This window comes from Arthrobacter sp. 01T425 (assembly GCF_056398725.1).
In genome coordinates, this window is sequence record NZ_JBFTPY010000009.1 from 35,104 (window position 1) to 60,453 (window position 25,350).

Consider the following 25,350-nt stretch of genomic DNA (forward strand, 5'->3'; position numbering starts at 1 on the left):
CGGCTAGGCCTTGGGCGTGCCGCCGTCGTCCGGTCCGCCGTCCTGACGGTCGTCGTCCTTGGCCGCCGGTTCGTCCGTGCCCTCTGAATCCGCCGTGCCTTCTGAATCCGCGGTGCCCTCGGTGTCCGTGGTGCCCTCTGAATCCGGAGTGCCCTCTGAATCCGCCGTGCCTTCGGTGTCCGTGGCGTCGGCGCCGGCCGGCTCGTCGAACCCTCCGCTAAGCAGTTTCTGCAGGGCGTCGTCCACTTCGCTGTCGCTGGCTTCGGCGAGTTTACGGCGTTCGCTGAAGCCTTGCGGATCTTCCAGGTCCTCTGCCGTGGGAAGCAGGTCGGGATGCTGCCAAACGGCGTCGCGGCCGTCGACCCCACGCTCTTCCTTGAGCAAGGCCCACAGCGTGGCGGCCTCGCGGAGCCGGCGCGGCCGCAGTTCGAGTCCCACGAGGGAGGAGAACGCGTGCTCCGCGGGGCCCCCAGTGGCCCGGCGCCGCCGGACGGTTTCGCGCAACGCGGCCGCGGACGGCAACATCTTCTCGGTTGCACCCCAGGTGAGTTCGTCCACCCAGCCTTCCACCAGGGCCAGCGCGGTCTCCAGCTTTTCGAGGGCCTGCTCCTGGGCGGGAGTGCGTTGCGGCATGAAGACTCCCTGCGACAGCGCCTCCTGGATGGCCTCGGGGTTGCTGGGATCGATCTCGCGTGCCAGTTCTTCGATCTTGGACGTGTCGATGTGGATGCCGCGGGCGTAGGCCTCGATCGCGCCGAGCAGGTGCCCGCGCAGCCAGGGGACCTGGACGAAGAGACGGGCGTGTGCCGCTTCGCGCACGGCCAGGAACAGGCGGATGTCGTTTTCCGGCAGGCTGAGGCCCTCACCGAATTTCGCCACGTTGGCCGGCAGGAGCGCCATTTCGAGGTCTGCGAGGGGCACGCCAATGTCCGTCGAGCTGACCACTTCGGCCGACAGCGCGCCGATCGCCTGGCCGAGCTGCATGCCGAAGATCGCCCCGCCCATGTTCTGGATCATCGAGGAGGCGCCGCCCATCATGGACTTCATTTCCTCGGGCATCTGCTCGGTCATGGCGGCCGAGAGCGCATTGGCAATGCTGTTGGCCACGGGCTCGGTCAGCCGCTTCCACGTCCCAAGGGTTTCCTCGACCCATTCGGCGCGGGACCACGCCCGGCCGATCAGTCCCGTGGCCGGAAGCCCGGTGACCTGGTCGAGCCACAGTTCGGCCAGCCGAAGGGCCTCATCGACCTCCCGCGACTGATGCGCCGTGACCGAGGGGTCAGTTCCGCTGGCGGCGACGCGCCGGGCGTTGTCATGTGCCAGCTGCCAATTGACGGGCCCCTCCGAGGGGGCACTCATCATCGCCTGCACCTGGGAGAACATCTGGGCCAGGAGGTTTGGATCGTCCGGGAGGCCTGCTGCCTTGGCGAGCTCGGCGGGGTCGATATTGCCCATGCCCTGCCCGCCCATCAAGTTTTTGAGCATTTCGGCCAAAGGATCCTTGGGCTCCTCGTCGCCATTGGACGGATTGAGTGGGTTGGAGGTCATGATCCCGCCGATCGTCGGTGTGGCTGCTTCTCAACTTCACGGTACCCCTGTGCAAGAGTGGCTGTCTGCCGAAACCGCGCCACGTTCGCTGTAGGCAAAGAGCGGTCCGGGGTCCCAAGCGCGTAGGCTTGGAAGTTGGAATATTTGCACGCGGCAGCCTCGGGTTAGGCTGCGGCCCTGGTGCGTGGTCGCGGTGTCCTTTCGGGCTTGTCCTGGCAGGGCCGCAGCCCTCGTGCCGGCACGGAGAGGTCGTTCAATGACAATCACCCACGGTGAGCAGCCCGCCAGCGACCCAGCGGCCGGCCCTGCCCGGGGCAGGTGGGCGCGACTGGCTGGCGCCGGCGTGCGGCGCCCGCGCAACAACCGGTCTTCAGCCATGCTTGTCTCGGGGCTGCTTGCCGCCGCACTGGGCATCACCGCGGTGAGCCTGCCCGTGCCCTACGTGATCGAGTCTCCCGGCCCCACCTTCAACACCATCGGCCAGGACAACGGCAAACCGGTGATCAGCGTCAGCGGCCATGAGTCGTTTCCCGCCAAGGGCAGCCTGGACCTGACCACTGTCTATGTCGACGGCGGTCCCAACGGTCCGGTCAGCGTCTTCGAGGCGTTCTCGGCATGGCTGAACGGGACCAAGGCCGTCTACCCCCAGGAACTGCTCTTCCCCACCGGCGTCACCAAGGAACAGTCCCAGCAGGAGAGCGCCACCGCGATGACCACCTCCCAGGAGAACGCCATCGCCTCGGCACTGAAGGAACTGAAGATTCCGTTCGGGCAGAAAATGCAGGTGGCCGGGCTCCCGGACGACTCCGCCTCGAAAGGACTGCTGCAGGCAGGGGACGAACTTGTCTCCATCAATGACAAGCCCATCACTGCGCTCGGCGTGGTCCAGGCGGAACTGGCCGCCGGCAACGGCAAGCCCGCCAAGGTTATTGTCGAACGCGCCGGCGCCCGGGTGCCAGTCACCATCACGCCGGCCAAAAACAGTGCGGGCCGCTACATCCTGGGCGTCTTGCTGCAGTACAAGTTCACCTTCCCGTTTGATGTCACCATCTCGCTCGACAAGGTCGGTGGCCCCAGTGCGGGCATGATGTTCGCGCTTGGCATCATTGACACCGTCACTCCCGGGGACCTGACCGGCGGCAAGCACATCGCCGGAACCGGAACCATCACCCCGGACGGCGCCGTAGGACCCATCGGCGGGATCGCCCAGAAGATGCAGGGGGCGCGGTCCGGCGGGGCCACGCTGTTCCTGGCCCCGGCGGCCAACTGCGAAGACGTTCTGGGCCACATCCCCGACGGCCTGCAGGTGGTCCGGGTCGAGAACCTCACCGAGGCCCGCAAGGCAGTTGAACTGGCCGCGTCAGGCGGCGACACATCGGGACTGCCCGTCTGCACCAACAACTAGACTGGCCGCGGAACTAAGCGCCGTCCCCACTCGTGGCACTAATTGACGGCCGCGCCGTCCCGCCGGGACCCTGCTGCAGGGCCCTGACGGAACGGCGGTGACGGCCGTTAGAATGCATCAACCTGCAACACCGGCACTTGGTCGCCAGACTGAGCCACAGCAGCGACTGATAACTAAAAACCAGCAGTAGACGACCAGCTATGAGGTACCGAGTTTGTCCCGTCCCGCCAGCACTGTCCCGCCCGGAAGACCCCAGACACGACGCGGCGCCCTGACGCCGACGCTGATCATCGTGGCCCTGATCGTGGTCGGATTCATCTTCTTCGCCAATGTCTGGACGGATGTCCTCTGGTACCAGCAGCTCGGCTACTTCGAAGTGTTCCTGACCGAGAACCTGGCCAGGATCGTGATCTTCCTGACAGGTTTCGCTGTCATGTTCCTGGCCGTCTTCTTCGCCATCAGGATTGCCTACCATGCGCGGCCGGTGTACGCCCCCGATTCGGAAATCCGGGACAACCTCAACCGCTACCAGGCGCAGCTAGAACCGATCCGCCGCGTCGTGATGGTGGGGCTTCCCATCCTCTTTGGCCTGTTCGCCGGCAGCGCCGCGGCCAGCCAGTGGCAGAAAGTCCTCCTGTTCCTGAACCAGGAGGCATTCGGCCAGAACGATCCGCAGTTCGGGCTCGACATCAGCTTCTACCTCATGACTCTTCCCTTCCTCGGCTTCGTCACCGGGTTCCTCATCAGCGTCACGGTGATCGCTGGCCTTGCCGGCATCCTCACCCACTACCTCTACGGCAGCATCCGGATCATGGAACGCGGGATCTTCACCAGCCGCGCCGCACAGATCCACCTGGCTGTCACGGGCGCCGCCTTCCTGGTGCTGATGGGCCTCAACTTCTGGCTGGACCGCTACTCCACGGTGCAGAATAACGGCGGGCGCTGGGCCGGTGCGCTGTACACGGACGTGAACGCCGTCATTCCGACCAAGGCCATCCTGGCCGTGGCCGCGGCCATCGTCGCCGTGCTGTTCATCGTCGCCGCGGTCATCGGCAAGTGGCGGCTGCCGGTGATCGGCACCGCCATGCTCATCATCACGGCCATCCTGGCCGGCGGCGTCTACCCGTGGGTCATCCAGCAGTTCCAGGTCCGGCCCTCGGAGCAGACGCTGGAGAACGAATACATCAAGCGGAACATCGCGATGACCCGTGCCGCCTACGGCCTGGATAAGGTCCAGGAAAAGCGGTACAACGCCACCACCAACGCCACCACCGGCGCGCTGGCCCCCGATGCGCAGACCACCGCCAACATCCGGCTGCTGGATCCGAACCTGATCTCGGATGCGTTCTCGCAGCTCGAACAGTACCGGCCCTACTACCAGTTCCCCAGCGCCCTGAACGTGGACCGCTACGAGATCGACGGCAAGATCCAGGACACGGTCATCGCCGTCCGCGAACTCAACCCGGACGGGCTCGCCACGAACCAGCAGTCCTGGCTGAACCGGCACGTGGTCTACACCCACGGCTACGGCGTCGTCGCCGCCAAGGGCAACAAGTTCACCGTGGACGGCAAGCCGGACTTCCTGCAGGCGGGCATCCCGTCCACCGGCGCGCTCGGCAACGATTCGACCTACCAGCCCCGCGTCTACTTCGGCCAGGACTCGCCCGACTACTCGATCGTGGGCGCCCCGGACGGTGCACCGCACCGTGAGCAGGACCGGCCCGCGGCCAAGGAAGGCGACGGCGAGACACAGTACACCTTCACCGGCAACGGCGGCCCGAACGTGGGCAGCTTCTTCAACAAGATCCTTTACGCGATCAAGTTCCAGTCCTCGGACCTGCTGCTTTCCGACGGCGTGAACGCCGAGTCCCAGATCCTCTACGACCGCAACCCGCGGGACCGCGTCGAAAAGGTGGCGCCCTACCTGACTGTTGACGGCAATCCGTACCCCGCCGTCGTCGACGGCAGGGTGAAATGGATCGTGGACGGATACACCACCAGCCCGTACTTCCCGTACTCCCAGCAGGAGCAGCTCTCGGCCGCCACGGCCGACTCACAGACCGCCGCGAACCGGACAGTAGCCCTGCCAAACAGCTCGGTGAACTACATCCGCAACTCGGTCAAGGCCACCGTGGACGCCTATGACGGTTCCGTGACGCTGTACGCCTGGGACGACCAGGATCCGGTCCTGAAAGCCTGGCAGAAGATCTTCCCGACGTCGGTGAAGCCGTATTCGGAGATGTCCGGTGCGCTCATGAGCCACGTGCGCTACCCGGAGGACCTGTTCAAGGTCCAGCGCGAGCTTCTGGGCCGCTACCACGTGACCAACCCGGACAGCTTCTACACCAACATTGACGCCTGGTCCGTTCCCAACGACCCCACCGTCAAGGACGAAGTCAAACAGCCGCCGTACTACATGTCGCTGAAGATGCCCGACCAGGACAAGCCGGCGTTCCAGCTGACCTCGTCGTTCATCCCGCAGGTGGTCAACGGCAACGCCCGCAACGTGCTCTACGGCTTCCTGGCCGCGGACTCCGACGCCGGCAACCAGAAGGGCGTCAAAGCGGACAGCTACGGCCAGCTGAGGCTCTTGCAGATCCCGCCGGAGACCCAGGTCCCCGGACCGGGCCAGGCGCAGAACAAGTTCAACTCCGACCCCACCGTTTCGCAGGCCCTTAACCTGTTGCGCCAGGGTGCGTCGGCGGTGCTCAACGGCAACCTCCTGACCCTGCCGGTCGGTGGCGGCATGGCGTACGTCCAACCCGTCTATCTTCGCTCCACGGGGGAGACCTCCTACCCGACGCTGCAGCGGGTCCTGGTGGCGTTCGGCGACAAGATCGGGTTCGCGCCCACACTGGACGAGGCCCTGAACCAGCTCTTCGGCGGAAATTCGGGTGCCGCAGCAGGTGACTCGGCCAACAAGGGACAAACACCGGCCACGCCCACCACGCCAGGTGGTGCCACTCCGCCGCCCGGCACTACCGACGCGAAGGCAGACCTGAAGGCCGCGCTGGACGAGGCCAATGCCGCGATCAAGGCCGGCCAGGACGCCCTCGCGAAGGGCGACTTCGCGACCTACGGTGAGCAGCAAAAGAAGCTGAACGCTGCCTTGCAAAAGGCACTTGAGGCCGAAGCAAAGCTGGAAACCCCGGCCGCGCCGGCGGGCACCGCCACACCGTCGCCCACACCGTCGGCGACGGCGGGCGGCTAACGCTGCGCAGCTGACCCTGGCAGGTCCTTGCGCGCTGCGAGAGGGCCAGGCGCAGGCTGTGAACGGTGCGACAGGCCGGGTTTGCCCCTACGGAGGGGCAAACCCGGCCTGTGGCGTAGACGGAGCGGATTCGATCCCTGTGCGGCCATGGCCGGCCGGGCCCGGGAGACCGGGGCGGACGCTCCGGGTCGGCGGCGAGATGCACATCACGTCGCCTCGATTTGGCCTCAAGTTCACCGGCAGGTAGAGTTGATCTTGCGACGCGGGGTGGAGCAGTTCGGTAGCTCGCTGGGCTCATAACCCAGAGGTCACAGGTTCAAATCCTGTCCCCGCAACTTGAGAAAAGGTCCGGAACACTGGAAACAGTGTTCCGGACCTTTTGCTTTAAGCCGCTGGGGGGCGGTCCGGAAGCCGGGAACCGGGAAACCGGTCATAGGACAAAGGGGCGACCGCTCGAGCGGCTCGCCCCGCAGACCATCGCCTCGCAGTCCATCGATCTGGATGTGCCGGACTGGACGGCGGCCGGGCACGTGGTCAAGGCGGTCCGGAAACTAGGGTAGAGTTGATCAAGCGACGCGGGGTGGAGCAGTTCGGTAGCTCGCTGGGCTCATAACCCAGAGGTCACAGGTTCAAATCCTGTCCCCGCAACTGGAGAAAAGGTCCGGAACACTGGAAACAGTGTTCCGGACCTTTCGTTTTAAGTCCGCGGCGGCGGCCTGCGCTGCGTCTGCCCTGAGCCGCCCCCGTGCCGGCTCTCAGCCGTCCTTGAGCCGCTGATAGGTTGCCAGCGCCCGCGCCCGGGACTCGGCAAGGTCCACGATCGGTGCGGGGTAGCCGGGGGCGGCGCTGTCGGCTTTCCAGGGCTCGTGGACGGTTTTGTCATCCAGCGCGGCGAGCTCGGGAATGTACCCGCGCAGGTAACGACCGGCGGCGTCGAACTTCTTGCTCTGCGTGACCGGGTTGAAGATCCGGAAGTACGGTGACGCGTCGGCACCCGAGCCCGCCACCCACTGCCAGTTGGCCGGATTGCTCGCGGCATCGGCGTCCACCAGCGTGTCCCAGAACCAGGCCTCGCCCAGCCGCCAGTCGGCCAGCAGGTTCTTTACCAGGAAGGACGCGGCCGCCATCCGCACGCGGTTGTGCATCCAGCCCGTCTGCCAGAGCTGGCGCATGCCCGCGTCCACCATCGGGTAGCCCGTACGGCCCTGCTGCCAGGCCTGGAGCTCGTCGCCCGACGCCGGCTGCCATTGAAAGCGGTCGAACTCCGGCCGGTAGTTCTGTGTCGCCAGATCCGGATTCTCGTACAGCAGCTGCCAGCAGAATTCCCGCCAGCCAAGTTCGGAACGGAAGATCCCGACGTCGGCCGGCGCCCCCGCCGCAAAGCTGTGGCGCAGCGTGTGCCAGATCCGGAAGGGGCTGATTTCGCCAAAGCGCAGATGCGGGGAGAGCCGGCTGGTGCCCTCGACGCCCGGGACGTCGCGGCCGGTGCCGTACTCTGCGGCCGGGCCATCCACGAAGTCCTCGAGGCGGCTGAGGGCGCCGGCTTCTCCCGGCGTCCAGGTGTCGGCCAGCCCCGGGCTCCAGTCCGGGTTCCGGGGGAGCAGGCCCCAGCTTTCGAGCGGTTCGCTCGCCGGCAGGCCGCCGCTCTGGGTGCGTGCAGGGCCCGGCAGCTGGTCCGGAGCCGCCAGCGGCTGCCGGGGCTCGGCACCGGCCAGGCAGGCCTTCCAGAACGGCGTGAAGACCTTGTAGGGGCCCCCGCCGCCGGTGCGCACGGTCCACGGCTCGAACATGAGGTTCGCTTGGAAGCTCGTGGCGTTGAGGCCCTCCCCGCCGGCCCAGCTCTTCAGGCCGGCGTCGACGGCGCGTTCAGGGCCGCCGTAGCGGCGGTTCCACAGCAGGGCGTCTGCCGACGTTTCCACCGCGAGGTCCTGGATGACCCGGGCGGCGGGGCCGCGGCGGAGCACCAGCCGCGAGCCAGTGGCCTCCAGCGCGGCGGCCAGGCCGGCCAGGGAATGGTGGAGCCACCACTTCACCGCGCCGCCCAGCGGCCGGATGCCGGGTGACTCCTCATCCAGGACATAGACGACGGTCAGGGGTTGGTGCAGGGCAGCGGCCTCCGCCAGAGCCGGATTGTCATCCAGCCGGAGGTCATCACGGAGCCACACAAGGGTCGCAGACATGGATCCACGGTACACGCGCGCCCGCCGCCGCGGGCGCCTGTGCGGTGAGACATGGGGCCATGCAGGGCACAACGAGGGCCGGGCCCCGGCGGGCGATCCTGAGGTGTCAGGTTCGTCCGCCGGAGCCCGGCCCCGGGCCCGAAGCGTGCAGCAGTCCTGCGGAAGCGCCGGACCGGCGGGTCAGAGCTTGTCGAAGTCGGCCTCCTCGACCGTGGAACCGGACTCGGCGCTCTTTTCGCCGGTGCCGATGGCAGCGGGGGCGCCGCCGGACTTCAGCGCTGCCAGCCGGGCTTCGATCTCGGTCTGCTCGCCAAGATCTTCCAGCGAATTGAACTGGGCGTCCAGGCTCGACTCGGCGAGCTCCTGCTGGCCGCGGACCTTGGCTTCCTCGCGGCGGATCTTCTGTTCGAAGCGGCCCACCTCGGAGGTGGGGTCCATGATGTTGATGCTCTTGAGGGCATCGTGGACCTGGCTCTGGGCCTGCACGGTCTTGGACCGGGCCACCAGCTCATTGCGCTTGCTGGTCAGTTCGTTGAGCTTGCCCTTCATCTGGTCGAGGCCGTGCTTGAGCTTGTCCACCACCTCGGTCTGGGACGCGATGCTCGGCTCGGCGGCCTTGGCCTCGTTCTCGGAACCCATCTGGCGCTGCAGGGCCACCTTGGCCAGGTTGTCGAACTTCTCGGAATCGCCGACGTCGCCCTTCGCCCGGTATTCGTCGGCCTTGCGCGAGGCTGCGAGGGCCTTTCTGCCCCAGTCCTGGGCGTTGCGGACGTCCTCGTTGTAGTCGTCCTGGAGCATGCGCAGGTTGCCGATGGTCTGGGCCACGGCGGACTCCGCCTCCGCGATGTTGTTCGTGTAGTCACGGACCATCTGGTCCAGCATTTTCTGCGGATCTTCGGCCTGGTCCAGCAGCGAATTGATGTTTGCCTTCGCCAGCTGCGCCATGCGGCCGAAAATGGACTGCTTAACCATGGTGTTACCTTTCGTCCTGCTCCGTTGTCTCACTGATTCCAGTGATCGATGATGTATCGCATCTATCCGCTGTCCGGGCCCTTGCGGCCGGCGCGTGGTCTGTCGAGTTTCCTGCTACTGCTTTCCCACTATGTCCCCTGCGGGGTGGCGAACAGGCTAGAAACTTCCGGAGTCCCCGCCACCGAAGTCTCCGCCGCCGCCAAAGTCGCCGCCGCCGCCCCAGCCGCCGCCGGAGTCATCGCCGCCTCCGCCGCCGCCCCAGCCTCCGCCGCCTCCGCCGTGGAGGATCGAGTTGATGAGGATTCCGCCGAGGATCGCGCCGCCGAGGCCGCCCCCGCCGCTGCCGCCGAACATGCCGCCCCGACCGTAGCCTTGGCCCTGGTTGGCGTAGCCGCCGAATTGGTCGACGTCGGACTGGGCCAGCTGCGCGGCCTGTGCCGCCAGCGCGTAGGCCTGCTGTGCGTACTGCAAGGCCGTGACGGGGTCGGTGCGGGAAATGGAGAGCGCATAGTCCAGGTTCCGCTGGGCTTCCGCCAGGCGTGTGCGCGCGTCGGTGCCTACGCCGCCGCGGCGGGCGGTGATGTAGTCCGACGTCGCGCTGATCTGGGCCTGGGCCGACATGATGCTCTGCTGCAGTGAGGCCTGGGCCCGGCGCGCCTGGTCCTGCTGGTCGCGGATTCCGGCCAGGGACTGGTCGAGTGCCTGGTGGGCCGTGACGACCCGTTCCAGCGTCGCGATCGGATCAATCTTGCCGCCCTGGATTTCCGTTTTGACCTGGGCGAGCGCGGCTTCCGCCGCAGCCACGGGGCCGGCAAGTTCCGGATGGGCGCCGGACTGGATCATCGCCTTCGCCTGGGCCAGGTCCTGCGCGGTATCGACGACGGCGGCTTCCAGGCTGTTGCGTGCCCCGTCGAGGCTACCGGCCACCTTGGTGATGGCGCCGATCAGCACGTTCGTCTGGTGCAGGCTTTCCTCGGCGGCGCGGACGGCGACCGCGGCGAGGCTGCTTTCACCCGCGGCGAGCTTTTCCTGCGCCGCCGTGGAGGCGTTCTGCACGAAATCGAGACGTTCCTTGGCCTGTTTGATGTTGTCCGCGACCTGGACCAGGGCGCTCTCGGCGTACTTGGCCCGCAGATCGGTCAGTGACTGTTCGGCGGCGGCAAGCTTTGCCTGGGCGTCCGCGGCGCCGGCGCCGACGGCGGCGAGGGCCTGCGGGGCGTTCTTTTCCAGCTCCCGGAGGGAATCGAAATCGGCTTTCTGTTCCTGCAGCGATGCCAGCGCGGCTTCGGAGCGGCCTATGATTTCAACGAGCCAGCTCCGTTGCTGCTCCTCGGTGTCGGGGATGTGGTCGTCAAGCTGCTGCTGCAGCTTGAACGATTCCGTCATGTGGCCCTTGGCCTCCTGCAGAGCCTTGGTGAAATTGCCCACCGCGGCGTCCCCGTATTGGGCCTGGGCGAATCCCAGCTCCTGCTCGCTGGACTTGATGGCGTCATCGGCCTCGATCAGCAGCGAATCGCTCTTCCGGCGCAGCTCGGCCACGCTGAGCCCCGCCAGCGGGTCCGGCTGCCCGCCCTGGGCCCCGGCTGACGCCCCCGAACTTTGCAGGGCCTTCTTCCGGCGGCTGCGCAGGTACAGGTACGTTCCCGCACCGCCCACAGCCACGACGCCGACTCCCACGAGGACGGCGCTGCCCGCTCCGGCGCCGGACGGCACCGTTCCGCTGCCGCCGCCCGCCGCGTCGCCCACCGCAGCGGCCGTATCAATGGCTGCCTGGGCGAAGTCGCGCTTTCCGCCGGCCAGGTTCGGCACGATGGCGTTCTGGACGATGGTGGACGTCTTGGGATAGATGGCGCTGGCCGAGCTGGGGGAGAAGTAGTACTTGCCGTCGTCGGACATGGTCAGGATGACGTCGGCCTTGCCCATGCCCTTGTTGGTCGCGACGGCCTGGGCCCACGCCTTGGGTTCGGCCGGATTCTCGAACGTCTTTGCCGTGATGACGTAGAGGTTGTACTTGTGGTCCTTGAGGAGCTTCTGGATGGCGTCCTGGACTTCGGCCTTGCGGCTGCCGAGCACGTTCGCACTGTCCACGATGTTCTGCCCGGACGGAATGGTCACCGGATCTTCGGCCAGGGCCGGAGCGGCGGGGAGCGCCAACAATCCAGCGACGCCAAGGACGGCGAGGAAACGATTCAACTTAGACCGCATGTGCAACCCTTCAGCACTTCTGGGACCGGTTCGGTCGAACCAGCCGTCACAGAAAGCAGCAGCGCCCCCACGCAGATGTAAAGCCGCAGGTCGCTGTGGCATTTCCATTTGATTCTATGGTGCACCCAAAAGGCAGTCCACCTAGGGGAATATGCCACCAGCGAAACGGGCTTAAACTGGGAAACACGGGCCCGCAGGCCGCAAACAGTCCGTTCAGGAACCTCCCAGCAAATGTCCGCTCTAGTGTCAGCCTGAGCGTTCATAGTTATAGGCAGACGAGGACGAAAGGAAGTCTCATGACTGAGAACCCAGTGCCGGGTGTGTCACCGGAGCCGACACAACAGAACCAGGAACCGGCGGGAGTGCGGGAGGGCTCGCCGGAGCAGCCGCATGCCGGCCGCGCGCCTGAGGCGGCACCGGGAAGTCCGGCATCCGAAAGCACGACGTCCGAAAACTCAGTAGTCGGAAGCCCGGCGCCCGAGAACCCGACCCTCCGGCTGGACCGCGCCGAGGACGGCGCGCCGCGTCCGGTGTACCAGCAGCAACAGCCCTCCGCCGCGGATACCCAGCAGATCGGCGCCCCGGCCCAGCAAACCGGCCCGTACGGCGGGTTCTCCCAGTCCGGCCAGGGCCAGCCCGCCCAGCCCGGCCACCCGCCCTACGGCCAGTCCCAGCAAACCCCGTACGGGCAGTCGCCGCAAACCCAGTACGGCCAGGCCCACTACGGCGCCAACCCTTACGGCGGCCAGCCGCAGCCGGGTCCGTCCTACCCTTCCGGCCCCGGCTTTGCGAACGACCCGGCGCACGCCCCCAAACGCAAGGCGGCATTCGGCGTCCCCACCCTCGTGGCCAGCATCGTGGCCGCCGGCCTGATCGGCGGCGGCGTGGTGGCCGGCAGCAACGCCCTGCTGGGCGATCGCCTTTCCCCGTCCGCCGCGAGCAACACGAGCCAGGCCGGTCCGGTGATCGTCAACAACAGGGAAGACGTCAACGCTATCAGCGCCGCCGCGCTCAAGGCTTCCCCCAGTGTGGTGACCATCAAAGCGACCAGCGGCAGCGACGGCGGCACCGGCAGCGGGATCATCCTCGACACCCAGGGCCATGTGCTGACCAACACCCACGTGGTGACGCTCGACGGCAAGGCCGCGAACGCCACCATGGAGGTCCGGACGAGCGACGGCAAGGTCTACTCCGCGAAGATCGTCGGTACCGACCCGCTTTCCGACCTCGCCGTGATCAAGATCGACAACCCCTCGGGACTGGTCCCGGCAACTCTCGGTGACTCGGGCAAGCTGAACGTCGGTGACACCGCCGTCGCCATTGGATCGCCGCTGGGACTTACCGGCACAGTCACGGACGGCATCGTCTCAACCCTGAACCGGACCATCAGCGTGGCATCCTCGGCTGCGCCGAAGGGCGGTGCGGACAACTCCCAGGGCGGTGACCAGGGCTTCCAGTTCGCGCCCCCCGGCGGCGGCGAGACTCCGAGCACCGCGGATCAGGGATCCATCTCGATCAACGTCATCCAGACGGACGCGGCCATCAACCCGGGTAACTCCGGCGGCGCGCTGGTGAACACCAAGGGCGAAATCATTGGCGTCAACGTCGCGATCGCCTCCGCCGGCGGCGACGCGGCCAGCGGAAGCAGCAGCGGCAACATCGGCGTGGGCTTCAGCATCCCCATCAACAACGCCAAGCGCGTGGCCCAGGAGATCATCAGCGCCGGCAAAGCCACCCACGGGCAGTTCGGGGTCAGCGTGAAGCCCAAGGCCGCAGGCTCGTCCTCCTCCGGGTTCTCGGTGGGCGCGGAGGTCGCGACCGTCGAGTCCGGCTCGGCCGCAGACAAGGCCGGCATCAAGGTCGGCGACGTCGTGACGAAGTTCCAGAACCTGACCATCAGCGATCCCAACCAGCTCACCGCGGCGGTGCGGGAACAGGCCGCCGGGGCCACGGTCAAGGTGACGGTGCTGCGCGGTGGCCAGTTCAAGGACGTCGACGTGACGCTCGGCGCCGCAGCCGAGCAGTAGAGCTGGGCGAAAGCAAACAGCGCAGCTGTAAATCAAGGCAGCAGCAAACAGGCCGGGCGGCACCGAAAAGGTGCGGCCCGGCCTTTGCCGTCCCGGGCCAGTTCACTGACACAGACCTTAACCCTGGCCGCGCTGCCCGGCGGCTATATGGTTAGCTAGGAACAGCCCGGCTGCCGGGCATTCCGTGGCCATGACCCCGTCAGGGGCGGCTGTCCACCCGCATGGAAGGCTGCTGTAGACACAGTGGAAGAAACTCTGAAAATCATTGTGCTGGTCAAGCACGTCCCGGATACGCAGTTCGACCGCCACCTCACAGGTGAGGCCAACACAGTGGACCGCTCCGAAAGCATCCTGTCCGAACTGGATGAATACGCCCTGGAAGCTGCGCTGCAGCTGACCGAGGCCCGCGGCGGAGAAGCGGCCGGCAATAAGGTCATTGCGCTGAGCATGGGCCCGGCCGGGGCAGTCAATGCGGTGAAGAAGTCCCTCCAGATCGGCGCCACGGAAGGCGTGCACCTCAGCGATGAGGCCCTGGCCGGCTCGGATGCCGCGGCCACGTCGCTGGCGCTGGCCGCCGCGATCCGCCACCTGGGCGCGGATGTCCCCGCGGACCTCATCCTCACCGGAATGGCCTCCACGGACGGCGAGACCTCGCTGGTCCCGGCACAGCTCGCTGAGCGGCTGGGCCTCCCGCAGGTCACCTTCGCCGCGTCCCTCGAGCTCGACGCCGGCAAGCTCACCGCCCGCCGCGACGGCGACACCCACGCGGACACCATCGAGGCCACTCTCCCGGCCGTCGTTTCCGTCACCGACCAGATCAATGATCCGCGGTACCCGAACTTCAAGGGCATCATGGCGGCGAAGAAGAAAACCATCACCACCTTGAGCCTTGCCGACATCGGCGTGGACGCCGCCCAGGTGGGCCAGACCGGTTCCTGGACCGCAGTCGAGACCGCAGAGGCCCGCCCACCGCGGACGGCCGGCACCATCATTACCGACGAAGGCGACGCCGGCATCCAGCTGGTCGAGTTCCTGGCCGCCCAGAAGCTGCTCTAAAGGGGATTATCCGAACATGGCAAAAGTACTCGTTTTCATCGACAACCCCGGTGCGGCGCTGAAGAAGTCGAGCCTGGAACTGCTCACCATCGCCCGGTCCCTGGGCGAGACCGTCGCCGCCGTCAACGGCGAACTGCACGACGACGCCGCCTCGACCCTGGCCGCGTACGGCGCCCAGGCACTGTACCGCCCGTCCGCCACGGACCTCGACGACTACCTCGTCGGACCCAAGGCGGCATTCCTGGCCGCGGCCGCCGCCGCCGCCGGTGCGGGCGTGGTCCTGGCCGAGAACTCGGCCGAGGGCAAGGAAATCGCCGCCCGGCTCGGCATCAGGCTCGGCGCCGGCGTCATCACCGACGTCGTAGCCGTGGATCCCGACGGAACGGCGCACAAGTCGGTCCTGGCCGGGTCCTACACCAGCGCCGCGAAGGCGGTGACACCCGTTTCCGTGCTGACCGTGAAGCCCAACAGCATCACGCCCGAGCCCGCAGTCACCGGCACGGCGCCGGAGAGCATCACTGTCCAGGTTCCTGACGTGACTGCGGCTGCCGCGCGGGTTACGGCGCGCACCGACAAGCCTGCCAGCGGACGCCCCGATCTGTCCGAGGCACGGATCGTCGTGGCCGGCGGCCGTGGCGTGGACGGCAACTTTGGTCCGCTGGAGGAACTCGCCGACGCCCTCGGCGCAGCCATCGGAGCCTCGCGGGCTGCCACGGACGCCGGCTGGATCGGCCACGACGCGCAGATCGGCCAGACCGGCAAGACCGTCGCACCGCAGCTCTACATCTCCGCGGGCATTTCCGGAGCCATCCAGCAGAAGGCAGGCATGCAGACCGCGAAGGTGATCGTGGCCGTGAACAAGGACGCCGAATCGCCGGTTTTCGAGATCGCGGACTTCGGCATTGTGGGCGACCTCTTCCAGGTCCTGCCGCAGGCCACCGCCGAAATCAAGAAGCGCAGAGGCTGACCGCATGAGCACCACCGCCGTCCCGGCACAAAGCCCGTTCGACCCGGAGACCACCCGGATTGAGCGGGTGCTTTGTTTCACGGCCCACCCGGACGACATCGATTTCGGCGCAGCCGGCACGGTTGCAGCCTGGACCGCCGCCGGAGTCCAGGTCAGCTACTGCATCATGACCGACGGCGACGCCGGCGGCTTTGATCCGGAGCAGCGCGAGGAAATTGTGCGGCTGCGCGTTGCGGAGCAGCAGCGCGCCGCCGCCCTGGTCGGCGTCACGGACATCCATTACCTGCACCAGCGTGACGGCTACCTCGAACCCTCGCATGAGGTGATGCGCGAGGTGGTGCGCCTGATCCGGCAGCTCCGGCCCGACGTCGTGCTCTCCATGCATCCGGAACGCAACTGGAACCGGATCCAGAAGAGCCATCCGGATCATCTCGCCGTGGGGGAGGCGGTGACCCGCGCCGTGTACCCCGCGCTGGAAAACCCGTTCGCATACCCGGAACTGGCCGAGTCCGGGCTGGAGGCCTACAAATTGCCCTGGCTGTGGCTCTTCGCCGGGCCGGAAGAGCGCGAAAACCACTTCGTGGACGTCACCGGGCATGTGGAGAGCAAGCTGGCCGCCATCCACATCCACGTCAGCCAGCACCCCGACGTCGACGCCATGGAGCGCACGGTCCGCGCCCTCATGCTCGGCACCGGGGCCCGGGCCGGACTTCCCGCCGGGCGCAGCGCCGAGGCCTTCCATGTCGTAACAGTCAACGGCCAGGGGACCATCGCCGGTTTCTAGTGTTGCTGCAGCACAACCTCTGCCATATGCTGGCCTCTGTTTAAATCATATTTATTGATGGAAGGCAGACTTTGATGGCGAAGACTGCGCAACACCCCGTTCTTGTGATCATGGGCGTCTCCGGATCCGGCAAATCAACTGTCGCGGGACTTCTGGCCGGCAGGCTGGGCTGGGACCTGGCCGAGGGCGACGACCTGCACCCCGAATCAAACGTGGCAAAGATGCACGCAGGACAGCCGCTGACCGACGAGGACCGGTGGCCCTGGCTCGAAAGCATTGCGGACTGGATCCGGGCCCACACCGGCGCCGGGAATCCCGGCGTCGTGACCTGTTCGGCGCTGAAGAAGCGCTACCGGGACGTTCTGCGCGGCGAAGGGGTGGTTTTCGTGTTCCTCGAGGGATCACGGGACAAGATCTCCGACCGGCTGGCCTCCCGCCACGGGCACTTCATGCCCCCGGCCCTGCTGGAGTCCCAGTTCGACGCGCTCGAAGCCCCCACGGCAGACGAAAACTTCATCTCCCTGTCCGTCTCCGCAACGCCGGCGGAAGAAGCGCAGGAAATCATCACCCGACTTAATCTCGACGCCGCCGACGCCAGGCCCTGAGCCTTCCCGCGTTTCGCCGCGACCAAGGAATTTTTTGTGAAATCACTGATAGCAATGCAGCTTCCGGCTGCCGTTGAGGCCGGGACCGGCGTCAATACCCAACTACTGATCATCGCGGGTCTGGGCATCGCCCTGCTCGTGGTCCTGATCGCCAAATTCAAGTTCCATCCCTTCCTGGCCCTGATTCTGGGGTCAGGATTCGTCGGCCTCGCTGCCGGTGTGGAACCGGCCAAGGTGATCATCAACTTCGAGGACGGCGTGGGCGGCGTCCTGAAGGAAGTCGGTCTGTTGGTCGCCCTCGGCGCGATGCTGGGCAAGCTGCTAGCGGACTCCGGCGGCGCGAACCGGGTGGTCGACACCCTCCTGGCAAAGGCCACCGGAAACAAGCTGGTCTGGTCCATCACGCTCGTAGCCGTGATCATCGGCCTGCCGATGTTCTTCGAGATCGGGCTCGTCCTGCTGCTGCCGGTGATCGTCCTGGTCACGCAGCGCTCCAAGATGCCCCTGATGCGCATCGCCATCCCGGCGCTGGCCGGCCTGTCCGTGCTGCACGGGCTGGTGCCGCCGCACCCGGGACCGCTGATCGCGATCAGCGCCGTCAAGGCTGAACTGGGCACCACCCTGGCCCTCGGCATCCTCATCGCCGTCCCCACGGTGATTATCTGCGGCCCGCTCTTCTCCCGCCTGGCGGCCCGGTGGGTCCCGGTGGGTGCCCCCGCCGTGGCCGGCGGCGTCGATACCGTGCACGGCGCGGACATGGAGGGCGTCAAGCGCCCGCCGAACTTCACCGTCACGCTGTTGACCATCATCTTCCCGGTGGTCCTCATGCTGCTCAGGGCCGTTGTGGACATCATCTGGCCGGACCCCAAGACGGCCCCCGCGATCCGGATGTTCTTCGACTTCGTCGGGCAGCCGCTGGTGGCGATGACCCTGGCCGTCCTGCTGGCCATGGTGACCTTCGGCTACGCCGTGGGCCTCAACGGCGCCAAGATTACGAGCAAGATCGCTGCCAGCCTGGGCCCGATCGCGGGGATCATCCTGATTGTCGGCGCAGGCGGCGGCTTCAAGCAGACGCTGATTGGTGCCGGCGTGGGTGACTCGGTGAAGGCCTGGGCCGAGGGGACCAACATGTCCGTGCTGGTGCTCGGCTTCATCGTGGCCGTTGCCCTGCGCCTGGCGACAGGCTCAGCCACCGTCGCCACCGTGACGGCCGCCGGCATCGTGGCACCGCTGGCCAGCTCGCTGTCGCCGACGCACGCCGCCCTCCTGGCCCTCGCGATCGGCGCGGGCTCGCTGTTCTTCTCGCACGTGAATGACGCCGGGTTCTGGCTCGTCAAGGAGCTGTTCGGACTCACTGTGGGCCAGACCTTCAAGACCTGGTCCGTCATGGAAACCCTGATCTCCGTGGTGAGCTTCGGCCTGGTCATGCTGCTCTCGCTGGTCATTTAGCCGGGCGGGAAGCCGGCTTGCCGGGACGTCCGCCGGCCACAGCACAAAGCCGCCCGGGCCTTGAGTCCTTCTACGGAAGGAGTCAAGGCCCGGGCGGCTTTGTGTGTGCGGGTGGCTTGCTGTCTCCTGCGGGTGGCTAGGCGTCCAGCGGTGCGGCGGCGACGGTCGGCAGGGTAGGCGACGCGGATCCGCCTTCGGGCTCCACGGTGATGCCCAGCGCGGCCGCGGAACCGATGCCCTTGACCACCGCGGGCTTGGACAGGGCTTCAGCGTCCATGAGGCCCTGCGAGACCGGGGCCGAGCCGTCCTTGGGGATCAGCCACATCTGGTAGACCTTGCCCACGGGCGGGGCCGGGACGCCGTTCATTTTGACGACGGCGGCATCCTTGGACGGGGAAATCGACACGGTGGCGGTGCCGCCGCCGTTGACGTCGACAGTAGCCTGGCGGACGTCGCTGGCCTGCATCACCTGATTTAGGGGATCGTTCTGGTTGGCCACGTAGGCTCCGACGCCCACACCGCCCAGGGCGATCACGGCTGCTGCGGCGACGCCGATAAGCCAGTTCCGCATGCCCTGCGGGCGGCGGCGCTCTTCCCTGCGCTGGCGGGCCGCACCGAGTTCGTCGGTGGCGGGCAGCGCGGAGCCGTCACGTACCGGATGCGGCAGCACCGGCGTCGCTTGCGGACCCGTGCCGGGAAGCGGCACTGCGGCGGGGGACTGCGCTGCGGCCTGCTCTGCCGTCTGCGCAGGCAAGGATGACATGATCCGGTCCAGCAGCCCGGGCGGAGGCTCTTCCTCTGCGGTGAAGCTGGTGGCCAGGGTCTCCCGGGCCTGCCGGACCCGCTCGTTAAAGGCAGCCCTGTCTGCTGCCGGTGCGGAGGCGAGGAACTGCTCGATTGCGGCGCGTTCGGCGTCGTCCACGGCGTTGAGGGCATAGACCTCGGCAAGGTCCACCACGCGGCCGGACGACAGGTCGGTGGCGATCTCGGCGGTGAAGCCGCCGGGGAGGCGGTTGTTGTTCTCATGTGCGTTCATATCGGTCAATTCAGCTCACCCCCAAGCAGGTCTTCAGTCGGATGAGTCCATCGCGGATGCGGGACTTGATGGTAGGTACCGCGGCATTCAGCCGCTCGGCCACTTCCCGGTAGGTGAGGCCGCCGTAGTACGCCAGCCGGACGGACTCCTGCTGCGTATCGGTCAGCGTCTCCATGCACCGGACCACGGCCTCGGCCTCGAGCCGGCTGCCGACTTCGTCCGAGACGGAATCGTGGTCGATCTCCTGGCTGCTGGCACCGTATCTGGCTTCGCGGTCGGTGGCGGACTGCGAGGACCGGACCTTGTCAACGGCGCGTCGGTGCGAGATCGTCATGAGCCAGGCGAGCGGACTGCCGGCGGCGGGATTGAATTTGGCAGCGTTCTGCCAGACCTGCAGGAAGACTTCCTGGGTGGTGTCCTCACTGAGTTCGGTATCGATCAGGACCCGGCGTGCCATGCCGAAGACGCGCCTGGAGGTGAGGCTGTAAAATTCCGCAAACGCCGTCTGGTCGCCCTGGGCAATCAGTGCCAGCAGGCTGCTGAGCCGGCCGTTGATGTCGGCTGAGGTGTCCGCCGGTGCGGCGGCCTCGGGGTTCGGGGCATTCGGAGTTTCCATCACTCCCAAGCATAGGGCGCTTGCAGCCCAACGCGGGCCAATCGGTGCGGCATGCGGCGAGGGGCCGTCCCCTGCCACGTGGGCAGAGGATCTGTCCAGATGTACTGTTCTCACCTGCCGCTCCTCGCTCCCTTCCGTTTCTCCGCACTATGCCCGGTAGACACAATGTGAGTGGGCGGATTGGTGTCCGCCTTCAGAAGTGATTCGGTGCGCCCCGGCATCTGGATGGGCGTGCTGCGCGGGAATTCTTTCCCGCGGGCCGCCCGGGGGGCCGCCGCACGTCCTGGCGGGCCTTCGCGGCGGACCGCTACAACTTGGCCCCTGCAAATCCGTTCTGGCGCCACGCCTCGTAGACGGCGATGGATGCCGCGTTGGCCAGGTTCAGTGACCGGAGGGCTGGGAGCATCGGCAGGCGCACCCGGGACGTCACCCGGGGACTGTGTTTGACTTCCTCGGGCAGGCCTACGGATTCAGGACCAAACAGGAGGACGTCGCCGGCACGGTAGCGGATGTCTGTGTACGTGGTCTCGCCGTCGGAGGTGAAGGCAAATACCCGTTCCGGCTCGAGAGCGGCCCACGCCGCGTCGATGTCCGGGTGGACGGTCACGACGGCGAGGTCGTGGTAATCAAGGCCCGCCCGCCGGAGTTTGGCGTCGGAGAAGTCAAAGCCCAGGGGCTCCACCAGATGCAGTTCGGCCCCCGTAATGGCAGCCAGCCTGATGGCGTTTCCCGTATTGCCGGGGATTTCTGGGGTGTGGAAGAGGATGCGGAACACCGTCCCATCCTAGCGAGCCGCCGGCGTCGAACGCGCCTCGGGCCTTCCCTACCCCGGGGCGCAGGGGAGCGCCTGGGCGGAATCTAGTGCATTCCGCGCAGCAGGCGGGCCAGCACGGGAACGTTGACGGTGTTGGGCGCCGGTCCCGAGCCGAGGAACAACTTCAGGCCGCGGGCCAGGCCCGCGGCGTTGACCACCTCGACAAGGCCCGAGCCTTCCCCGTACCCGCTTCCCTGGCCGCCGGGGGCGCGGCGGTGCCGGTCGATGACCGGTTGATGCAGATTGCCGTCCGTGCTGTGGACGACAATCCAGCCGGTGACATTGAGCTCGGGAAATATGTCCTGCATCCGGCGCACGATGTGGCCCAGCTGGGGCGGGGCGACGGAGCGTCCGCCGTGGGTCAACGTGCTGCCGTTCCATGCATAGGCACCCGGCGGCAGGAGCATGGATCCGACGATCGCGAGACGGTACCCGGCAAGGACCGCGTGGTCGATGTGGCTGTTGTCCGCCGGGGACTGCAGCCCGTTGACAAGACGCGCCGCCGGGATGGTGGTCAGGATCTGCCTGCTGATGAGCTGCACGGTGCGCATCTCGCGTTGGATCCGGGCTTCGGCGCCGAAGATGCCGCGCTTGCGGGGCATGCCGTGGACCTGCTGCCGGGCCACGCTGGCGGGAATCAGCGGCACCGCTGACCCGCCGTCAAACTGCTCGAACGGTGGAACATAGACGGGTGGATCTGCGGCCGTATTCCGCGGCGTGTTCGGCCGGCGCACGTTGGCGGAGGCCCGGCTGCCCGCGGCGGGCGCGTCGAAGTGGGCGCCCTCATCGCCGGCGGGAGACGAATACGCGCCGCCGGATGCGCTGCCGTAGGAGCGGTCGTAGTCCGCGCGGCGCTTGGTGTCGATGAGGGTCTCGTACGCGAGCGTGACGCGCCGAAACGCTGCAGGGTCGCCGCCATGGTCCGGGTGGGCGGTCCGGGCGGCCTTGCGGTACGCGACTTTGATGTCCTTCTCCGTCGCCGTCACGGGGATCCCGAGGACCTGGTAATGCGAGCTGCTGCCCTGCGTCAAACAGAGATCCTTTTCGTTGATGGTGCCGGCGGTGGGAATGCCGGACCGTTCGTGGGCGTCCGGCGTGCCCAGTTTAACCGGCTGGAGGAATAACGACTGCGTGCACAGGGATGGTTCCCGGCGGCTGGCATAATTCAGCGCATGCTGATCGCCGTCGCCGTCAACCCGCACGCATCCTTTGGCCGGGCGCGGCACGCCGGCAAGGACGCGGCGGCGTACTTCCGTGCAGCCGGGGCGGAGGTCCTGCTGCTGTGCGCGGACAGTTATGCCGGGCTCGCGCAGGCAGTTGAGGCTGCGCTGGAGTCGGGCGTGGATGCCCTCGTGGTGGTGGGCGGCGACGGCATGGTCCACCTCGGGCTTAACGCGATAGCAGGTGAAGGTGCCGGAGCAGGTGCCGGTGCCCGCCGGCGGGTTCCACTGGGCATCATTCCCGCCGGGACGGGCAACGACACGGCCCGTTCGCTGGGCCTGCCGCTGCACGACCTCCCGGCGGCCTGTGAACGGGCCCTGGAGTCTTTGGCCGGCGGCGGCCGGATGATTGACGCCGGCAGGATCACCGCCGGAGGATCCTCCCGCTTGTTTGCGGGCGTGGTCTCGGCCGGGTTCGATGCCGCAGTCAATGAGCGGGCCAATGACTGGCGCTGGCCGCGCGGCAAGATCCGCTACCAGCTCGCCATGCTGCGGGAACTGGCGTCGTTCCGGGCCATCGATTACACGGTGACTGCCGACGGCGAGAAGTGGCAGCAGGGCGCCATGCTGATTTCCGTCGCCAACGGCCAGTCGATCGGCGGCGGGATGAGGATCGTCCCGGGAGCCGCCCTTGATGACGGCTACCTGGACCTCTTCATTGTCAACCGGCTGTCCCGGACCCGGCTGCTGGCCGTGTTTCCCAAGGTCTTTGCCGGCAAGCACGTGGGCCACCCCGCCGTGCAGCTTCGCCGGGTCCGCACCGTGGAACTGTCTGCCGGCAATATCGTGGCCTACGCCGACGGCGAGCGGATCGGGGCGCTCCCGATGACCATTGAGGTCGTTCCGCGGGCCGTCTGCGTCCTGGCGTAGTGGCGTGGCCCGGCGTCTTCGCCCAGCTGCCGGGACCAGTTGCCGGGACCCGCCGTCTGGCCTAGCTGCCTGGCGTCGCGGCCGGCACGGCCTTGCGCGGGGACAGCCTGTTCAGCGCCAGGGCACCCACGAGCAGCCCGAAGTCACGCAGAGCGACATCGTAGAAGCCGCCGAGGACGATCAGGTTGATGATGATGCCCAGCAGCCAGGCGGCCACGAGCACCGATCCGAAGCGCGGGCGCAGCGCCACCGCCACGCCGGCGACGATTTCCACCACGCCAACGACGTACATGATCGTCTGGGCCGGCAGCGGGACCACCTGGGTCACCACGGGCGCCAGGTACATCGTCCAGTCGGTCAAGAGGTTCGTGAACTTGTCCAGGCCGAACAGGATCGGCGCAACCGTAAAGACGGTCCGCAGCAGCAGGAAGGCCTGACGGTCCGCCGTGAGCTGCTGTGCGGGATTGGCGAGGGCTGGGGAAACTTTCATGGCATTGCTCCTTCTAAAAATAGATACCTTGATTTTAGAGGGCCCCGCAGCAATTAAGCAATGATTCTTGTTTTTAGAGATATTCTGGTGTCATGACCAAGCTTCCGTGGAACCACAGGCTGGCGGCGGTCGCGTCGCTCGGAGACGAGAGCCGCAGGAGGCTGTTTGACTTCGTTGCCTCAGCGGCAGATGCCGTTGGCCGGGACGATGCCGCGCAGGCCGTGGGCCTGGCGCGGAGCACTGCCTCGTTCCATCTGGACCGGCTCGTGAAAGACGGGCTGCTGGCCGTGGAGTTCCGCAAGCTCGGAGGGCGGGAGGGCCCGGGGTCCGGCCGGCCCGCCAAGCTGTACCGGGCCGCCGTGGATGAGGTCGCGGCCTCGGTGCCCGATCGCCACTATGATCTCGCCGCCGAGCTGCTGGTGTCCGCGATCGAGGACGCAACCAGCGGCGGCGGTTCGCCGCGGGAGGCCCTGCTTCGGGCTGCCCGCGCGAGGGGGCAGTCGGCGGGTGAGTCGGCAGCCCGCGCAGCCGGCCGCGAGCCGGCGGGGGCCACCGGGGCGGGGCCTGCGGACTCCGCCGGCAGCCCCGATGGCGCCGGCCCGTTCGAGGACTTCCTGGCGGGGCAGGGCTATTGCCCGGCGGACGACGGCGGCGGGGGACTGGTGCTGCTGAACTGCCCGTTCCATCGCCTCGCCGCCGGGCACGCAGACGTGGTGTGTGCCATGAACGGAGCCTTTCTCGGCGGGGCCTCAATGGCCCTGGGGATCGAACCGGGCCGGATCGAAGCGCTCGCCATCGAAGATCTCAGGGAGCAGGGCGGCGCGCGGCCCGGGCAGTGCTGTGCCCGTATTCTTCCATCGTGACCGGACTGCCTGCGTGAGCCTGCCTGCCTGAAGCGGCGGCGGGCGGCCCGGCTTGGGCCCTGCCGCTGGGGTGGCCGGCGTTGCGGGCCTGGCCCTTGATTCCGGTCAGCAGCACGCCGGCGATCACCAGGAGGCCGCCTACGATCTGCACGAGGGTGAGCGGGGTCCCGAACAGCACGGTGATGATCGCGGTGAAGACCACCATCAGATTGAGGTAGTTTCCGGCGGTCCCGGACGGGGTGGTTTTCAGCGCCAGGTTCCAGAGGAGATAGGAACCAAGGGACGGGAACAGGGCGATATACGCCATCGACCAGCCTTCGGCCGCGGTATCGGGAAACCGCACGTTCATGGCGAGAGCAAACGGCGCCAGCGTCACGGTTGCGATCACCACCTGCACCGCTGTGGCCGCGACGGGCGGCACATCCAGCCGGCGGGCAACGATGGTGTAGAAGCCCCAGACGATGATCGCGCCAATCATCATGAGCTCACCGGTGTTGATGGCGAGGCCGACCACGCGGGCCAGCTCGCCCTGGGTCAGGACCAGCAGCACACCCAGCAGGCCAAGGCAGATGCCGAGCCAGCCCAGCCGTGTGGTCTTCTCACCGAGCAGGACGATCGCCATGACCACAATGAGGGCCGGGTTTGCGGCCGTCACCAGCGAGGCGTTCATCGCGGACGTGAATCCGAGCGCGCCGTAGAGCAGCAGTGTGTAGCCGCTCATGCCCAGGACACTCAGCAGCAGAAGCACGGGCCAGCGGCGCAGCACCGCGCCCCAGTCGGGCCGTTCAATGAGGTGGGCCAGGATCAGCAGCGGCACGGCGGCCAGGCTCCAGCGCCAGAAGGTCAGGTCCAGCGGTGTCATTGAGGCTCTGGCGGCCTGTCCGACGACGAAATTGCCGGACCAGAACAAGGTGGCCAGCACTAGGCAGAGTGGCGCTTTCACCGCTTGAATGTACACCAGCCCCGGGTGCTTCACTGTGCCCTTCACTGTGCCCTTCACTGTGCCCTTCACTGTGCCCTTCACTGTGCCTC

General features: G+C 67.2%; 20 protein-coding genes and 2 tRNA genes. 12 read left to right on the forward strand and 10 right to left on the reverse strand.

Going from position 1 to position 25,350, the window contains the following annotated elements; all coding sequences use genetic code 11:
* Positions 1-3 precede the first annotated feature (3 nt).
* Positions 4-1,548, reverse strand: coding sequence for a zinc-dependent metalloprotease (locus tag AC1DNG_RS11450; protein ID WP_476887371.1), 1,545 nt, complete (start codon positions 1,546-1,548; stop codon positions 4-6).
* Positions 1,549-1,804: 256 nt separating this feature from the next.
* Here AC1DNG_RS11450 and AC1DNG_RS11455 point away from each other — a divergent pair, with 256 nt between their 5' ends.
* From AC1DNG_RS11455 to AC1DNG_RS11470, 4 genes are all read left to right on the forward strand, one after another.
* Complete coding sequence (locus AC1DNG_RS11455) at positions 1,805-2,953, forward strand: YlbL family protein (protein WP_476858897.1); 1,149 nt, start codon at positions 1,805-1,807, stop codon at positions 2,951-2,953.
* A 214-nt stretch (positions 2,954-3,167) separates the two neighbouring features.
* Entirely contained in the window at positions 3,168-6,164 is a 2,997-nt protein-coding gene (locus AC1DNG_RS11460; protein ID WP_476856666.1) for a UPF0182 family membrane protein, read from the forward strand.
* A gap of 261 nt (positions 6,165-6,425) precedes the next feature.
* Positions 6,426-6,499: transfer RNA gene (locus tag AC1DNG_RS11465), tRNA-Met, on the forward strand.
* Positions 6,500-6,738: 239 nt separating this feature from the next.
* Positions 6,739-6,812: transfer RNA gene (locus AC1DNG_RS11470), tRNA-Met, on the forward strand.
* A gap of 107 nt (positions 6,813-6,919) precedes the next feature.
* On the opposite strand, the gene AC1DNG_RS11475 is transcribed toward AC1DNG_RS11470, so the two are convergent.
* From AC1DNG_RS11475 to AC1DNG_RS11485, 3 genes are all read right to left on the reverse strand, one after another.
* Positions 6,920-8,344 (reverse strand): cryptochrome/photolyase family protein, encoded by a 1,425-nt coding sequence (locus AC1DNG_RS11475; RefSeq protein ID WP_476887372.1) that lies wholly within the window; start codon positions 8,342-8,344, stop codon positions 6,920-6,922.
* A gap of 180 nt (positions 8,345-8,524) precedes the next feature.
* A complete protein-coding gene (locus tag AC1DNG_RS11480) occupies positions 8,525-9,316 on the reverse strand; it encodes a PspA/IM30 family protein (protein WP_476887373.1) in 792 nt (263 codons plus the stop codon).
* Between the two features lie 156 nt (positions 9,317-9,472).
* Positions 9,473-11,521: a TPM domain-containing protein gene (locus AC1DNG_RS11485; RefSeq protein ID WP_476887374.1), complete on the reverse strand. Its 2,049-nt coding sequence runs from the start codon at positions 11,519-11,521 to the stop codon at positions 9,473-9,475.
* Between the two features lie 296 nt (positions 11,522-11,817).
* Here AC1DNG_RS11485 and AC1DNG_RS11490 point away from each other — a divergent pair, with 296 nt between their 5' ends.
* The 6 genes from AC1DNG_RS11490 to AC1DNG_RS11515 all read left to right on the forward strand — a co-directional run bounded on the left by AC1DNG_RS11490 (position 11,818) and on the right by AC1DNG_RS11515 (position 18,409).
* Positions 11,818-13,548, forward strand: coding sequence for a S1C family serine protease (locus AC1DNG_RS11490; RefSeq protein ID WP_476887375.1), 1,731 nt, complete (start codon positions 11,818-11,820; stop codon positions 13,546-13,548).
* A 255-nt stretch (positions 13,549-13,803) separates the two neighbouring features.
* A complete protein-coding gene (locus AC1DNG_RS11495; protein WP_476887427.1) occupies positions 13,804-14,604 on the forward strand; it encodes an electron transfer flavoprotein subunit beta/FixA family protein in 801 nt (266 codons plus the stop codon).
* A gap of 16 nt (positions 14,605-14,620) precedes the next feature.
* Positions 14,621-15,571, forward strand: a complete 951-nt coding sequence (locus AC1DNG_RS11500; RefSeq protein WP_223913937.1) for an electron transfer flavoprotein subunit alpha/FixB family protein — start codon at positions 14,621-14,623, stop codon at positions 15,569-15,571.
* A 4-nt stretch (positions 15,572-15,575) separates the two neighbouring features.
* On the forward strand, positions 15,576-16,355 hold the full coding sequence (locus tag AC1DNG_RS11505; protein ID WP_459385285.1) for a PIG-L deacetylase family protein: 780 nt from the start codon (positions 15,576-15,578) through the stop codon (positions 16,353-16,355).
* Positions 16,356-16,429: 74 nt separating this feature from the next.
* A complete protein-coding gene (locus tag AC1DNG_RS11510; RefSeq protein WP_028277966.1) occupies positions 16,430-16,960 on the forward strand; it encodes a gluconokinase in 531 nt (176 codons plus the stop codon).
* Between the two features lie 54 nt (positions 16,961-17,014).
* Positions 17,015-18,409, forward strand: coding sequence for a GntT/GntP/DsdX family permease (locus tag AC1DNG_RS11515; RefSeq protein WP_223913985.1), 1,395 nt, complete (start codon positions 17,015-17,017; stop codon positions 18,407-18,409).
* Positions 18,410-18,545: 136 nt separating this feature from the next.
* Here AC1DNG_RS11515 and AC1DNG_RS11520 read toward each other — a convergent pair whose 3' ends face one another.
* The 4 genes from AC1DNG_RS11520 to AC1DNG_RS11535 all read right to left on the reverse strand — a co-directional run bounded on the left by AC1DNG_RS11520 (position 18,546) and on the right by AC1DNG_RS11535 (position 21,906).
* Complete coding sequence (locus AC1DNG_RS11520; protein ID WP_043436603.1) at positions 18,546-19,445, reverse strand: anti-sigma factor; 900 nt, start codon at positions 19,443-19,445, stop codon at positions 18,546-18,548.
* A 10-nt stretch (positions 19,446-19,455) separates the two neighbouring features.
* Positions 19,456-20,061 carry an ECF RNA polymerase sigma factor SigK gene (gene sigK, locus AC1DNG_RS11525; protein WP_223913940.1) on the reverse strand — a complete coding sequence of 202 codons (606 nt, stop codon included), beginning with the start codon at positions 20,059-20,061 and terminating at the stop codon, positions 19,456-19,458.
* 307 nt (positions 20,062-20,368) lie between these two features.
* On the reverse strand, positions 20,369-20,836 hold the full coding sequence (locus AC1DNG_RS11530; RefSeq protein ID WP_026538402.1) for a tRNA (cytidine(34)-2'-O)-methyltransferase: 468 nt from the start codon (positions 20,834-20,836) through the stop codon (positions 20,369-20,371).
* A gap of 83 nt (positions 20,837-20,919) precedes the next feature.
* A complete protein-coding gene (locus AC1DNG_RS11535; RefSeq protein ID WP_476848771.1) occupies positions 20,920-21,906 on the reverse strand; it encodes a J domain-containing protein in 987 nt (328 codons plus the stop codon).
* Positions 21,907-22,047: 141 nt separating this feature from the next.
* Here AC1DNG_RS11535 and AC1DNG_RS11540 point away from each other — a divergent pair, with 141 nt between their 5' ends.
* Positions 22,048-22,965, forward strand: coding sequence for a diacylglycerol/lipid kinase family protein (locus AC1DNG_RS11540; protein ID WP_476887376.1), 918 nt, complete (start codon positions 22,048-22,050; stop codon positions 22,963-22,965).
* Between the two features lie 61 nt (positions 22,966-23,026).
* Here the strand turns inward: AC1DNG_RS11540 and AC1DNG_RS11545 are convergent, their stop codons facing one another.
* On the reverse strand, positions 23,027-23,455 hold the full coding sequence (locus tag AC1DNG_RS11545; protein ID WP_476887377.1) for a hypothetical protein: 429 nt from the start codon (positions 23,453-23,455) through the stop codon (positions 23,027-23,029).
* Between the two features lie 92 nt (positions 23,456-23,547).
* Here AC1DNG_RS11545 and AC1DNG_RS11550 point away from each other — a divergent pair, with 92 nt between their 5' ends.
* Positions 23,548-24,318, forward strand: coding sequence for a helix-turn-helix transcriptional regulator (locus AC1DNG_RS11550; RefSeq protein ID WP_476887378.1), 771 nt, complete (start codon positions 23,548-23,550; stop codon positions 24,316-24,318).
* Here AC1DNG_RS11550 and AC1DNG_RS11555 read toward each other — a convergent pair.
* Entirely contained in the window at positions 24,260-25,261 is a 1,002-nt protein-coding gene (locus AC1DNG_RS11555) for a DMT family transporter (protein WP_476887379.1), read from the reverse strand. The two genes, AC1DNG_RS11550 and AC1DNG_RS11555, sit on opposite strands and share 59 nt — an antisense overlap.
* Positions 25,262-25,350 lie beyond the last annotated feature (89 nt).

Coding starts and splice junctions, on each gene's coding strand:
- AC1DNG_RS11450 (WP_476887371.1), bottom strand. CDS start 1,548: ATGACCTCCAACCCACTCAATCCGTCCAATGGCGACGAGGAGCCCAAG.
- AC1DNG_RS11455 (WP_476858897.1), top strand. CDS start 1,805: ATGACAATCACCCACGGTGAGCAGCCCGCCAGCGACCCAGCGGCCGGC.
- AC1DNG_RS11475 (WP_476887372.1), bottom strand. CDS start 8,344: ATGTCTGCGACCCTTGTGTGGCTCCGTGATGACCTCCGGCTGGATGAC.
- AC1DNG_RS11480 (WP_476887373.1), bottom strand. CDS start 9,316: ATGGTTAAGCAGTCCATTTTCGGCCGCATGGCGCAGCTGGCGAAGGCA.
- AC1DNG_RS11485 (WP_476887374.1), bottom strand. CDS start 11,521: ATGCGGTCTAAGTTGAATCGTTTCCTCGCCGTCCTTGGCGTCGCTGGA.
- AC1DNG_RS11490 (WP_476887375.1), top strand. CDS start 11,818: ATGACTGAGAACCCAGTGCCGGGTGTGTCACCGGAGCCGACACAACAG.
- AC1DNG_RS11500 (WP_223913937.1), top strand. CDS start 14,621: ATGGCAAAAGTACTCGTTTTCATCGACAACCCCGGTGCGGCGCTGAAG.
- AC1DNG_RS11505 (WP_459385285.1), top strand. CDS start 15,576: ATGAGCACCACCGCCGTCCCGGCACAAAGCCCGTTCGACCCGGAGACC.
- AC1DNG_RS11510 (WP_028277966.1), top strand. CDS start 16,430: ATGGCGAAGACTGCGCAACACCCCGTTCTTGTGATCATGGGCGTCTCC.
- AC1DNG_RS11515 (WP_223913985.1), top strand. CDS start 17,015: ATGCAGCTTCCGGCTGCCGTTGAGGCCGGGACCGGCGTCAATACCCAA.
- AC1DNG_RS11520 (WP_043436603.1), bottom strand. CDS start 19,445: ATGAACGCACATGAGAACAACAACCGCCTCCCCGGCGGCTTCACCGCC.
- sigK (WP_223913940.1), bottom strand. CDS start 20,061: ATGGAAACTCCGAATGCCCCGAACCCCGAGGCCGCCGCACCGGCGGAC.
- AC1DNG_RS11540 (WP_476887376.1), top strand. CDS start 22,048: ATGCTGATCGCCGTCGCCGTCAACCCGCACGCATCCTTTGGCCGGGCG.
- AC1DNG_RS11545 (WP_476887377.1), bottom strand. CDS start 23,455: ATGAAAGTTTCCCCAGCCCTCGCCAATCCCGCACAGCAGCTCACGGCG.
- AC1DNG_RS11550 (WP_476887378.1), top strand. CDS start 23,548: ATGACCAAGCTTCCGTGGAACCACAGGCTGGCGGCGGTCGCGTCGCTC.